Genomic DNA, 12,285 nt, shown 5'->3' with positions numbered 1-12,285 from the left:
GATGAACTTCCACCGCCTAAACGCGTGGTGGACCGAGGTCCCGCGAGCCCGCACGCGCACATCCCACCTGGCAGCCCTCCGGCCCGCCGAGTAGAACTCGACGGGCCGGATTCGCCAACAGTGTCGATGGTCCGCCGGGGCCCTCGCCATGCCGAAGGTCAGATCGTCGCCGTGTCGATCACGAACCGGTACCGCACATCGCTGCTGATCACCCGCTCGTACGCCTCGTTGATCTCGGACGCGCCGATCAGCTCGATCTCCGAGCCGATGCCGTGCTCCGCGCAGAAGTCCAGCATCTCCTGCGTCTCGGCGATGCCGCCGATCATCGAACCGGCGAGGGTCTTGTTGCCGCCGATGAGGGAGAACAGGTTCAGGGCGATGGGCTCCTCCGGGGCGCCCACGTTGACCAGGGCGCCGCCCGTCTTCAGCAGGCTGAGGTAGGCGCCGAAGTCCAGCGGGGCCGACACCGTGGAGACGATGAGGTCGAAGGAGCCGGCCAGCTCCTCGAACGTCTTCGGATCGCTGGTCGCGTAGTAGTGGTCGGCGCCCAGCTTCAGGCCGTCGTCCTTCTTGCGAAGGGACTGCGAGAGGACCGTGACCTCGGCGCCGAGCGCGTGCGCGATCTTGACGCCCATGTGACCGAGACCGCCCAGGCCGACTACGGCGACCTTCTTGCCGGGCCCCGCGCCCCACTGCTTGAGCGGCGAGTACGTGGTGATGCCCGCGCACAGCAGCGGCGCGGCGACGTCCAGGGACAGGCCGTCAGGGATGCGGACGGTGAAGTTCTCGTCGACGACGACGTGCGTGGAGTAGCCACCGTAAGTGGGCTCGCCGTCCTTGCCGATGGCGTTGTACGTGCCGACCGAGCCGCCGGTGCAGTGCTGCTCCAGGCCCGCCTTGCAGTTGTCGCACTCACGGCAGGAGTCGACCAGGCAGCCGACGCCCACGCGGTCGCCGACCTTGAACTTGGTGACACCCGGGCCGACCTCGGAGACTATGCCCGCGATCTCGTGCCCCGGGACCATCGGGAAGATCGCCTCGCCCCAGCCCTCCCGGGCCTGGTGGATGTCGGAGTGGCAGATGCCGGCGAACTTGATGTCGATCAGCACATCGAACTCGCGGACCGCACGACGCTCGATGGTGGTGCGCTCCAGGGGAGCCTTGGGGGCGGGTGCGGCGTATGCGGCGACAGTGGTCATGCCGGGGTTCTCCTAGCAAAGAGGTTCCGCGCCCGGCTGCCTTCCGACCGGGCACGCCTGATCAGCGTGCAGCACGATCCGGCATACACCCAGCCCACCGTTCTGCGTACGTCCGCTGTGCGTACCACTGGCGGGGTCAGGATGCTGTTCGTACAACGTTCGTACGACCGTGAATACTGGACGCATGGACGAGCAGCCCGAAACCGTGCCGGAGCCCGCCGGCGGCCTGGACCGGCGTGCCGAGCTCAGCGAGTTCCTGCGCACCCGGCGGGCCCGGCTGAAGCCGGAGGACGTGGGGCTGCCGGACTTCGGCCGGCACCGTCGGGTGCCGGGGCTGCGCCGGGAGGAGCTGGCGCAGCTGGCCGGGGTGTCCGTGGCGTACTACACGCGTCTGGAGCAGGGCAACGGGCGGAACGTGTCGGCGGAGGTCCTCGACGCCATCGCCCGCGCGCTCCGGCTGACCGGTGCCGAGCATGCCCACCTCATGCATCTCGCGAAGCCGAAGCAGCACAAGAAGAAGCAGACGGTGCGGACCCAGCAGGTGCGGGGTGCGCTGCTGCAGCTGCTGGACGTGATGGACGGCTTCCCGGCGTACGTCTCGGGCCGGCGCTCGGACATCCTCGCCTGGAACCGGATGGCCGCGGCGGTGTTCGGCGACTGGTCGGAGCTGCCGCCGCAGGAGCGGAACTGGGCGCGGCTGGTGTTCCTGAAGCCGGAGTACCGCGAGCTGTTCGTGGAGTGGGACCAGAAGGCGTCCGACATGGTCAGCTATCTGCGCATGGACGCCGGCTGCCACCCCGACGACCCGCGCCTGTCCGCGCTGGTCGGCGAACTCTCCGTCAAGAGCGAGGAGTTCCGGCAGCTGTGGGCCACGCATGACGTCAAGGAGAAGGGCTACGGCGTCAAGCGCATCCGGCATCCCCTGGTCGGGGAGATGACCTTGAACTTCGAGTCGTTCCGCCTGCCCGACGACAGCGAGCAGTCCCTGATCACGTACCACGCCGAACCGGGATCGCCGTCGGCGGAGGCGTTGCGCCTGCTGGCGAGCTGGGGCGCGGACGCGACGAGGGCGGGGACCGGGACCTCGACGCCGTCGGCTTGATCGGCGCCCTGAGCGGTCCGCACCGGCGTCACGCCGGACCGATGACCTTCTTGCGCATGTGCCCGTAGACCACCGACGTCCGTACGTCGGCGAGTTCCGGGCGCTTCGTCAGCTTGTCCAGGACCACCGCGTGCAGATGGTCGGTGTCACGGACCGCGACATGCACCAGGAAGTCGTCGTTTCCGGTGAGGACGAAGATCGAGATCACCTCGGGCATCCGCTCCAGGAAGGCCTGGAAGGCCTCGATCACCGCACGCGTCGGCGGGCGGACCCGTACGGCGATCACGGCCTGCAGCCCGCGGCCGATCGCCGCGAGGTCGGCCTCCGCGTGAAATCCCGTCAGGACGCCGCTCTGGCGCAGCGACCGGATCCGTTCCAGACAGGTGGACGGGGCGATACCGAGCGCCTGGGCCATGTCCCGGTTGGTGCGCCGACCGTCCTCCTGGAGCATCCGCACCAACGCCGAATCTAGTTCGTCCACGCTTACCTCATCTCACCGGATTCCGAAGGTAATTCGGATTCTACGCGTGATCTTCGATGATCTTGCTAGCCTCCCCCCCAGCTGGCTGACGTTCGTTCGGACGCGGCGTGTTCAGTGGTAATGGAGAGGGGCGACTTCAGATGCGTGAGCGAGGGCCAACGGTGTGGGCAGTGTGTGCGGTCATGGCAGCCGCGCTGTTCTGGAGCAGTTCGTACGCGGTGACCAAGCAGGTGCTGGATGACGTCGGCCCGCTGACCATCGGCGCCATCAGGTTCACCCTGGCGGCGTTACTCCTGGGCGTGCTGGTCCGGCTGAACCGGCATCGCCCGGCCCGGCCGGACCCACGGCAGCGGCGGCAGCTCTACCTGAGCGGATTCCTCGGCATCACCGTCTACTTCGTCCTGGAGAACGTCGGCGTCGACCTGTCCACGGCCTCCGACGCGTCCCTGATCGTGGCCACGTACCCGCTGATGACGATGCTGCTGGAACTGGTCGTCTTCCGCACCCGGATGCCGCTGCCGCGTGTCACGGGCGTGCTGCTGGCCACCGTCGGCGCCTTCCTCGTCGTACGCAACGGAGCCCAGGTCGGCGGAAGTTCACGGTGGACGGGAGACATCCTTCTGCTGCTCGGCGGGCTGGCCTGGGCCGGTTACAACGTGCTCGGCAAGCGCGCGAGTGCCGGTCAGAACGCCGTGAGCGTCACGTACCACCAGACTCTGGCGGGTGCGGCCGGGTTCCTCCTCGCCTCCCTGCTGGAGGCCGACGACTGGCGGATGCCGGGCGCGACCGCCTCCTCGCTGCTGGTCTACCTGGCCGTGGCGTGCTCGGTCGGCGGCTTCCTGCTCTACAACTACGGCCTGCGCAGGATGGCGTCGAGCGTCGCGGTGAACATCCTCAACCTGGTCCCGGTCTTCGGCGTCGTCGGCGCCGTCGTGATCAACGGGGAGTCGATCCGGCCGGCCCAGGCGACGGGCGGCGTCATCATCATCGCGGGGGTGGCGCTGGGCATGATCGAGCGGGAGCGGGGAGCCGCGGCGAAGCCGGACGCGGGGCTCGTGCCGGACGAGCCCGAAGCCGCTGGTGTACCAACCGCCCGTTGAGTGATCGACCCGTTGAGTGATCGACGGAGCCCCGCAGCCCACATCAGCCCTGATACGGCGGCGCCGCACCCCACGTCCACTTCGGCACCGGCTGCTCCGCCGGCGGCTTCGCGTCCGGGCCGGAGAAGTGGACGGCCAGCCGCGTGCCCCACTCCACGTAGGCGAGGAAGGCCGAACGGAACTCGGCGTCCGTCGGCAGGCCCGCCTCGTCCGCCGCGTCCTGGATCAGATTCACCCAGCGGCGGCGCTGGGGCTCGGTGATGCCCCGGCCCATGTGCTTGGCGACCATGTGCCCGTGGCCGCCCTGCGTCTCGGAGTAGGCGGGCGGGCCGCCGAACACCTCGGCCATCCACACGGCCACGTGCTGGGCGTGCTCGGGGACCAGTCCCGCGAACACCGGCGCCAGGAGGTCGTCCTCGAGGACCTTGTCGTAGAAGACCGACGTGAGGCGGGCGAAGGCCTCCGCGCCGCCCGCCCACTCGTACAGCGTGGGGACGGCGGAGCCGGTTCCGCGCACGGTCGTCGGCTTGTAGTGGCGCATCTCCTGGATGCTGGCGACGTACGGGCGGATCTCGGCCAGGAAGTCCGTGAACAGCTCGGACTTGCGGAAACCTTCGAGGTGGTCCTCGGTGGAGGTCCAGGTGATACGCAGGACGAAGTGCTCGAAGTCCTCCTCGCAGCGGGCCAGTTCATAGTCGACGCACTGCGGTGCCGCCGCCAGCTGGGCCGCGGCGCGGGTGTAGGCGGACAGAAACTCCGCCGACTGCTCTTCGGGGATGCGGTACCGGATGTACTCGACCGTCTGAGTCGTCATGCCCCCACGCAATCACGAACGCCGACGGGACGCCCTTCCTCCGGTACGGTCGGCACCGCCAATCTGTCCTGATGCTCAGTGATTGGCAGATCTGTTCCACCGGCACGGCCACGTGACCTGGGGTTTTCCTTCGCGGGGGTGGAACAGATCTGCCAATCACTGTTCAGGCGGTCTCGCCCCCGCGGCGTGCGGCCCCCGCCGGTGGCGGCCCGGCTCCCCGCGGCCGCCACGCGGCCCCGACCCCCCAAGAGCAACGGCCTGCCCAGGACACGGGGTCCTGGACAGGCCGCTCGCGTGCGGGAGGTTACTTCCCGTAGTACGCGTTGTAGATCGAGATCGTCGACTTGTTGCCCTTCTTGTCGGCGATCTTGGCGTGGAAGGAGATGGCCTTCCCCTTCGCCGGGTTCTTCACGGTGATCTTGCCGTTCTTGACCTCGATCTTCTTCCAGGTCTGGCCGTAGTCGTACGACACGTAGGTCGCCAGCGACTTCAGGTTGGAGCCCTTCGCCGCGCCCTCGACGGTGACCGGGATCGACACCGTCTTGCCGGCCTCGACGCGGCTGTCCAGGCCGGTCTTGGCGTTGAAGCGGACCGTGGATGCGGGCAGCTTCGCGTCGCCGTTCGCCGGCTTCTTCGAGCGGAAGGTCCAGCTCGCGTCGATCCGGGTGGAGGCGGCCGCGACCTTGACGCTGCGCTTGACCGAGGTGGTCAGCTTGTACTCGGCGTCGCCGGACGGGACCTTGAACAGCTTCTCGCCGAACAGCGGGTCGTCGTGCGTGCCGACCTTCGTGCCGTTGCGGTACAGCGTGGTGGCGACCGACGTGAAGTCGGACGAACCGGCGTGGCCCGCCGAGTCCGCGAACAGCGGCAGGTAGCCGTAGATGCCGTTGTCCTCGCGGAAGAGCCCGAACTCCGCGTTCAGGTGCGGGCCGAAGACCGCGGTGTTGAAGGTCTTCGTGTACTTCTGGCCCGCCTTGAAGGTCTGCGGGTTCCCCAGCGTGTAGAAGGCGTCGGCGATCGGGAAGCCGTCCGCGTCCTTGCCGCCGTACTGCTCGAAGTCGAAGGTCCACTGGATCTTGTCGGACGTCGAGAGGTACAGCGTGCGGGCACCCGGCAGCTTCTGCTCCACCGGGTTACCGAAGGCCACGTCGTCCGGGAAGACACCCACGGCGACCAGCGCGCCGGTCTTGCCGGAGGCGGGGGCACCGAGGTTGTTCTTCACCGTGCTCAGTTCGCTCGCCTTGAAGTGGCGGACCTTGTCACCCTGGATCTTCTTGACCTTGGCGGTGGTGGCCACGTCGTACTCGGCGGCCGCGCCCTTGGTCCACTGGCCGCTCCAGGTCTGCGTCAGGCCGGTCGCCTCCGCGCCCTGGTGGGCCATGCGCAGGTTGGCGAAGGAGTCGATGCCGAAGGCGACGCCGACGAGCGCGGGCTCGTAGAAGTAGCTGCCCACTGCGGACGTCGGCTTGGCCTGCGCGTCCGGGACCCTGATGTCGGCCGCCTTGGTCTTGCGGGCGTCGATCGTCACGGAGGTGTTCTTGGTGACGGTCAGCTTCGGCTGGACCACCCAGTCGAGGCCGCCCTCGAAGTTCTGGAAGTCCTTCGCGATCCAGGCGTCCAGCAGGTAGGTGCCCTTGGGCAGGCGCATGGTCGTGGTGCCGGAGGCGGCCGCCGGGACCTCGTAGAACCGGCCCTTGGCCAGGCCCGTGTAGCCGAACAGGACGGTGCTGTGGACGTCCGTCGGCTGCCCGTCCCGGCCGATGTGCTTGACGGTGACGTCGTACGACTCCAGCTCGCGCTGCACGGCCGCGGCCGTACGGACGCTCTGGCCGCCGCCCGTCGCCGTCACGTACGCGGAGTACGCGCCGTCGAGCGTGCCGCCCAGCTTGGTGTTGACGGTCATGTCCACGGAGGCCCGGCCGTTCGCCGGGACGGTGACCGTGGTGGCGCTGAGCTTGAAGAAGCCGGCCGGAGCGGCCTGGCCCTTGGGGTTGGTGGCGGTCGACGTCAGCTTCAGCGTGACGGGCTTCGTGCCGAGGTTGCGGTACGTCAGCTGCTTGGTGACCGGCTTGTCGTCGGTGTGCGGCCACTGCTGCGTGCCGAAGCTGACCGACACCGGGTCGGCGATCACGGTCTGCTTGATGGCCTTGTCGACCTGGATACGGCCCGAACCCTGCTGGAACGGGTTGTACTTGCCGCCCTTGGTCGAACCGGTCAGCGCGCCCTTGAGCTCGGCGTACGTCCAGTCCGGGTGCTGCTGCTTGAGGATCGCGGCGGCGCCCGCGACGTGCGGGGTCGCCATCGACGTACCCGAGATGGTCAGGTAGCCGGCGGGGTTCTCGCCGACCTCCTGCGCGATGGCGCTGCCCTTGGCGGCCGCGGCCGTGGTGTCCACGCCCGGCGCGGTGACGTCGGGCTTGATGGCGCCGTCGCCGAGGCGCGGGCCGGTCGAGGAGAAGTCGGCGAGCTTGTCCTTGTCGTCGACGGCGCCGACGGTGAGCGCGGCGTCCGCGCTGCCCGGTGAACCGACCGACTCCGGGCCGGAGTTGCCCGCCGCGATCGCGAAGAGGATGCCCTTCTCGGCGGACAGCTTGTTGACGGCCGCCTCCAGGGGGTCCACCTCGGGGGTGTCCGTGCCGCCGAGGCTGAGGTTGACGACCTGGGCGCCCTGCTCGGCCGCCCACTCCATGCCGGCGAGGATGCCGGAGTCGTCGCCGAAGCCGTTGTCGTCGAGGACCTTGCCGCTCAGGACGTCGGCGCCGGGCGCCACGCCCTTGTACTTGCCGCCGGACTTGGCTCCGGTGCCCGCCGCGATGGACGCGACGTGCGTGCCGTGGCCCTGCTTGTCGGTGGCGTCGGCGGCCGGAGTGAAGTTCTTGGCCGCGATCACCTGGTCCTTGAGGTCCGGGTGGGTCGCGTCGACGCCGGTGTCCAGTACGGCGATCTTGACGCCCTTGCCGTCGTAGCCGGCCGCCCACGCCTTGGGGGCGCCGATCTGCGGCACGGACTTGTCGAGGCTGGCCTTGCGGACGCCGTCGAGCCAGACGTGCGCGATGCCGGAGGCGGTCCTGGCGCCGTTGGTGACGGCGTCCCACAGCTCGGGCGCGTCCTCGTGCGGAGTCTGGACGGCGTCGGCGTTCAGGGACTCGAGGCTCTGGCGGAGCTTGCCCGCGTCACGGACGTCGGCCTTGGCGCCGGCGGCGGCTCCCTTGTAGCCGACGATGACCTTCAGGCCCTTGGCCTGGGACTTGCGGGTCGCGGACTTGCTGAGTTCGGTGACGTCGAAGAGCCGCTGGTCCAGCTTGCCGGTGCTGACCAGACGGGCCGCGTCGGCCGGGATCACGAGGGTGTGGCCGTCGACCTTGCGGATCTGAACGGGTATGTGCTGGCGCCCCTTCGCCCGCTCCAGGCCCACTACCTGGCCCTTGGAGTCGACGGTGACGCGGTCACCCGTGATCAGGGTGATGCGGTGCTTCGCCTTGAGCGAGGTCTTCGCGGCACCGGTGGTCTGCCGCTCTCCCTCCGCCGACGCCGGGCTGGTCATGCCCGCCGCCAGGGCCACGGCGGCCGCGGTGGCGACCGTGGCCGCGCATGCTCTTTTCACTTGTCTGCGCAAGTTTCCCCCTTGCAGAAGAACCGGGCGAATTCCCCGTTCACCCGGCCGGGGGCAGACTCGCACGCTCGTGCGCACGCCCCCCGGAACTCGCAGTATGCCGGGGGGCGTTCAAGCACCTCAATAGACAGGGGGCTGACAGGAAGTGTCTGTTACACGATCGTCGGGGAAGCGAATATCCCCAGCCAGTTCCGGATTTCGCCCCTATGACGCGGCGTTCTCCTTCACGGTGATCCTTCCCTTGCGGATCGTCGCCAGCCGAGGCGCCTTCTTCGCGATCGAGGAGTCGTGGGTGACCATGATGAACGTCAGCCCGAGCTCCTTCCACATGCGTTCGAGTACGTCCATGATCTCGTCGCGCATCGACTCGTCGAGGTTTCCGGTGGGTTCGTCGGCCAGCAGCACCTTCGGCTGCTTGACCAGCGCGCGGGCGATGGCGACGCGCTGCTGCTGCCCGCCGGACATCTCACCGGGCAGATGCCCGAGCCGCTCACCGAGCCCGACCGACTCGAGCGCCTCGGCGGCCCGCTCGCGCCGCTCCTTCGGCTTCACACCGAGCGGTACGAGGGCGGTCTCGACGTTCTCCTGGGCGGTGAGCGTCGGGATGAGATTGAAGCTCTGGAAGACGAAGCCGATGTTCTCACTGCGCACCTTGGTGAGCCGGGCCTCGGACAGCCTGGCCATGTCGGTGCCATCCAGCACGACTTCCCCGGCCGTCGGCCGGTCCAGCCCACCGAGCATCTGAAGCAACGTGGACTTCCCACCACCGGTGGGGCCCTGGATCACGAGCCGGTCGCCGTCGGCGATGGTCAGATCGACACCGACGAGGGCGTCGACGGTCTCCTTGCCTCGGGTGTAGCGCTTGGTGACGTCTTTGAGTTCGTACATGGGTGCGACTCCTGAGAGATGTGAGGGTGATGGGTTGCCACAAGCTGCGGGCAGCTACTCGACGCGCCGCAGCGCATCCGCAGGCCGCAACCGAGAAGCCCGCCACCCACCAAAGGCACCCGCGATCAGCCCCCCGGCCACGGCAAGGCCAACCGCCAGGCCGATCGTGGCCAGGCTGACCGGCGCGGTGAGCGCGACATCGAGCGTCCTGGGCGCAACCTGCCGCCCCCCACCGAAGCCACCCCCACCGGGACCCGCACCGCCCCCGAGCTCCGCCTGCAACGTAGGACTGACAGCCGTAACGACATACGCCCCCGCCAACCCCAGAGCGATCCCCAGCGCACCACCCACGAGCCCGTTGACGACGGCCTCACCGACCACCTGCCGAGTAACCCGCCCCGACTTCCACCCCAGCGCCTTCAACGTCCCGAACTCCCGCACCCGCCGAGACACCGCCGAGGACGTCAGCAACCCGGCCACCACAAACGCCGCCACCAGCACCACGATCGACAGCCACTTGCCCACACTGGTCGCGAGAGAGGACGCCGTGGACAGGGACCCGGACACCGTGTCCGCGAGATCCGCGGAGGTCGTCACCGTCGTACCCGAGATGTTCTTCTGGATCTCGGACTTCACGCTGTCGATCTTCTGGGAGTCGGTCGCCTGGACATAGATCGTGGTGACCTTGTCCTTGGAGTCGCTGAGCGTCTGCGCCGGCTTCAGCGGGACGTAGAGGTTGGCGGCCGCGTCACCACTGTCCGCGGTCGCGATGCCGATCACCTCGAACTTGGTGTCCTTGATGGTGACCGTGCTGCCGACCTTCAGATTCTTCTCCTTGGCGTACGCCGAGTCGACGACGGCAACCTCGGCATCGGCCTCGGACGACGTGAACGTACGGCCGCTGGTGATCTTCGAGGAGGTCAGCGGCCCGAGAGCCGGCTCGGTGACGTCCGTGCCGTACACGGAGTAGCTGTTGACATCGAAGTTCGCGCCACCGCCCTGGACTTCACCCTGCGGCTGGCCGCTACCGTCTCCGCCAGGACCGCCCGGCTGCTGCCCACCCTCCCCGTTCTGCTGGAACTGCCCCGGGGTGAACTCCCCGCTGACCTTGACGACCTGAAGGCTCAGCCCGCCCACCGCGTCCGAGACCCCGCTCTGCGCGCCGACCTTGCTGACGGTCGAGGTCGACAGGGTCTGGAAGCCCCGCACCAGGACGCGATCGCTGCTCTGCTCCTCGCCGGAGCCGTCGTCCTGCGCGTCGAACTGGAACCGCGGGGGCTCGGAGCCGTCGGCGGTGGGCTCGGCCGCCTTGGTGACCGTCATGTCCGTGCCCAGGCCGTACAGCGACTGGAGGACCTTGTCCTGGGCCTTGCCCATGCCGGACGACACGGAGTTGACCACGATGACCAGCGCGATGCCCAGCGCGAGCCCGGAGGCGACGACGAGGGCCGCCTTTCTGCGGCGGCGCAGCTCGCGCCTCAAGTAGGTGAAGAACATGGCCGAAAGCTAGGTACGGCGCGTGATGAAGGGATAAAGCTGACATAAGAGATGGATGAGAAGGCTGTGGGCGACCCCGGAAACACCGATGCCGCCCCTGAGGGCGGCATCGGGTCGATCCGAAGTGCGGGACGTCAGCGACGTCAGGCGGCGGACCCCGCCTTCCACTGATCCCAGCTCATGTTCCAGCCGTTGAGGCCGTTGTCCGGCGCGATCGTCTTGTCGCCGGTGTTCTGGACGACGACCACGTCACCGACGATCGAGTTGTTGTAGAACCACGCACCCGGCGTGTTCGGGTCGTTCGCGCCCTTGGTGTCCGACAGGCCCACGCAGCCGTGGCTGGTGTTCACGCTGCCGAAGATGGACTTGGCGCCCCAGTAGTTGCCGTGGACGAAGGTGCCGGAGGTGGACAGACGCATGGCGTGGGGCACGTCCTTGATGTCGTACTCGCCCTTGCCGTCGTCGTCGGTGAAGCCGACCGTCGCGCCGTTCATCCGGGTCTCCTTGAACTTCTCGGAGATCACCATCTGGCCTTCGTACGTCTTGTTGTCGGGCGCGCCGGCGGAGATCGGGATGGTCCTGACCGTCTTACCGTCCTGCGTGACCTTCATCTGCTTGGTCTTCGCGTCGACGTACGTCACCTGGTTGCGGCCGATCTTGAAGGTGACCGTCTTCTGCTGGACGCCGTAGACCCCGTCCGCGCCCTCGACACCGTCGAGCGCCAGCTTCAGCGTGACGGTGGAGTTCTCCTGCCAGTACTTGTCGGGCCGGCAGTCCATGCGGTTGGCGTTGAACCAGTGGCAGACGACTTCCTGGCCGCTGGTGGTGGAGACGGTGATGCCCTTCTGGACGTCCGCCTTGTTGGTGATCGCCTTGTCGAAGTTGATCGACACGGGCATGCCGACGCCGACGGTGGTGCCGTCGTCCGGCGTGAAGGTGCCGATGAAGCTGTTGGACGGGGAGACCGTGGTGAACGAGGCGTTCTCGTGGGCGACGCGGCCGTCGGCGTCCTTCGCCTCCGCCGTCACCTTGTAGGTGGTGGACCGCTCCAGTTGGGCGCTGGGCTTCCAGCTGAGCTTGTCCGCGGATATCTCGCCGCTGACCTCGGTGCCGTCGACCGTGGTCATCGTCACGTCCGTGAGGGTGCCCTTGCTGACGGTGACGGCGGCGGAGTTGTTGATGGAGGCGTTGTCCGAGCCGTCCTTGGGCGTGATCTTGATCTGGGCCTCGGAGGTCTTCTTGGCGGCCGCCTCGTCGACCTTGGACTGTGAGCTGTCGTTGCCCCCGTCGCTCGCGGAGGCGTCGTCGCCGCCGCCGGAACACGCCGTGAGCACGAGCACACCGCCGAGCAGTGCGGACGCGACCGTCAGGCCCTTGCGCCGCTTACCGACCGTCATCACACGCTTCTCCATCGTTGCCGAATCCCCAACCCCGAGAGCCCCGTAAAACCGAGAGCCCCGTAAAACCGAGAGTCCCCGTTAACAAGACTTCAACGCTACGACCGGTTCATCCCGTTCCACATTCCTCGAAGGTGTGGGGCACACCACGTTCGCGTGGTGGATGGTGCCGGTGTCGGTCGTGCGCCCCTTGA

9 protein-coding genes are annotated in these 12,285 nt (G+C 68.2%); 2 read left to right on the top strand and 7 right to left on the bottom strand.

Annotated elements, in window-relative coordinates:
• Positions 1-158 precede the first annotated feature (158 nt).
• On the bottom strand, positions 159-1,199 hold the full coding sequence (locus tag CLM62_RS35575; protein ID WP_095754011.1) for an NAD(P)-dependent alcohol dehydrogenase: 1,041 nt from the start codon (positions 1,197-1,199) through the stop codon (positions 159-161).
• A gap of 184 nt (positions 1,200-1,383) precedes the next feature.
• On the opposite strand from CLM62_RS35575, the gene CLM62_RS35570 reads away from it, so the two are divergent.
• Complete coding sequence (locus CLM62_RS35570; protein ID WP_095754010.1) at positions 1,384-2,301, top strand: helix-turn-helix transcriptional regulator; 918 nt, start codon at positions 1,384-1,386, stop codon at positions 2,299-2,301.
• Between the two features lie 28 nt (positions 2,302-2,329).
• Here the strand turns inward: CLM62_RS35570 and CLM62_RS35565 are convergent, their stop codons facing one another.
• Positions 2,330-2,782, bottom strand: coding sequence for an Lrp/AsnC family transcriptional regulator (locus CLM62_RS35565; protein ID WP_095754009.1), 453 nt, complete (start codon positions 2,780-2,782; stop codon positions 2,330-2,332).
• Positions 2,783-2,964: 182 nt separating this feature from the next.
• On the opposite strand from CLM62_RS35565, the gene CLM62_RS35560 reads away from it, so the two are divergent.
• Positions 2,965-3,882 (top strand): DMT family transporter, encoded by a 918-nt coding sequence (locus tag CLM62_RS35560; protein ID WP_373559217.1) that lies wholly within the window; start codon positions 2,965-2,967, stop codon positions 3,880-3,882.
• A gap of 43 nt (positions 3,883-3,925) precedes the next feature.
• On the opposite strand, the gene CLM62_RS35555 is transcribed toward CLM62_RS35560, so the two are convergent.
• The 5 genes from CLM62_RS35555 to CLM62_RS35530 form a co-directional block, all read right to left on the bottom strand.
• The gene (locus CLM62_RS35555) at positions 3,926-4,696 is read right to left on the bottom strand and encodes a group II truncated hemoglobin (RefSeq protein ID WP_095754007.1); all 771 of its coding nucleotides are present in this window, start codon (positions 4,694-4,696) and stop codon (positions 3,926-3,928) included.
• A gap of 304 nt (positions 4,697-5,000) precedes the next feature.
• On the bottom strand, positions 5,001-8,240 hold the full coding sequence (locus tag CLM62_RS35550; protein ID WP_373559218.1) for a S8 family serine peptidase: 3,240 nt from the start codon (positions 8,238-8,240) through the stop codon (positions 5,001-5,003).
• Positions 8,241-8,513: 273 nt separating this feature from the next.
• Complete coding sequence (locus CLM62_RS35540; protein WP_095754005.1) at positions 8,514-9,197, bottom strand: ABC transporter ATP-binding protein; 684 nt, start codon at positions 9,195-9,197, stop codon at positions 8,514-8,516.
• A 54-nt stretch (positions 9,198-9,251) separates the two neighbouring features.
• Positions 9,252-10,694, bottom strand: a complete 1,443-nt coding sequence (locus tag CLM62_RS35535; RefSeq protein WP_095754004.1) for an ABC transporter permease — start codon at positions 10,692-10,694, stop codon at positions 9,252-9,254.
• A 143-nt stretch (positions 10,695-10,837) separates the two neighbouring features.
• On the bottom strand, positions 10,838-12,091 hold the full coding sequence (locus CLM62_RS35530) for an Ig-like domain-containing protein (protein ID WP_095754019.1): 1,254 nt from the start codon (positions 12,089-12,091) through the stop codon (positions 10,838-10,840).
• Between the last annotated feature and the right edge of the window lie 194 nt (positions 12,092-12,285).

It is taken from the genome of Streptomyces sp. SA15 (assembly GCF_002291145.1).
Lineage (GTDB): Bacteria > Actinomycetota > Actinomycetes > Streptomycetales > Streptomycetaceae > Streptomyces.
This window is presented reverse-complemented; position numbering and strand designations above follow the sequence as displayed.

What these genes read in the sequence shown, in the direction of transcription:
- CLM62_RS35530 (WP_095754019.1), bottom strand. Translation starts at nt 12,091, where the DNA reads ATGACGGTCGGTAAGCGGCGCAAGGGCCTGACGGTCGCGTCCGCACTG.
- CLM62_RS35535 (WP_095754004.1), bottom strand. Translation starts at nt 10,694, where the DNA reads ATGTTCTTCACCTACTTGAGGCGCGAGCTGCGCCGCCGCAGAAAGGCG.
- CLM62_RS35555 (WP_095754007.1), bottom strand. Translation starts at nt 4,696, where the DNA reads ATGACGACTCAGACGGTCGAGTACATCCGGTACCGCATCCCCGAAGAG.
- CLM62_RS35560 (WP_373559217.1), top strand. Translation starts at nt 2,965, where the DNA reads ATGGCAGCCGCGCTGTTCTGGAGCAGTTCGTACGCGGTGACCAAGCAG.
- CLM62_RS35570 (WP_095754010.1), top strand. Translation starts at nt 1,384, where the DNA reads ATGGACGAGCAGCCCGAAACCGTGCCGGAGCCCGCCGGCGGCCTGGAC.
- CLM62_RS35550 (WP_373559218.1), bottom strand. Translation starts at nt 8,240, where the DNA reads ATGACCAGCCCGGCGTCGGCGGAGGGAGAGCGGCAGACCACCGGTGCC.
- CLM62_RS35575 (WP_095754011.1), bottom strand. Translation starts at nt 1,199, where the DNA reads ATGACCACTGTCGCCGCATACGCCGCACCCGCCCCCAAGGCTCCCCTG.
- CLM62_RS35540 (WP_095754005.1), bottom strand. Translation starts at nt 9,197, where the DNA reads ATGTACGAACTCAAAGACGTCACCAAGCGCTACACCCGAGGCAAGGAG.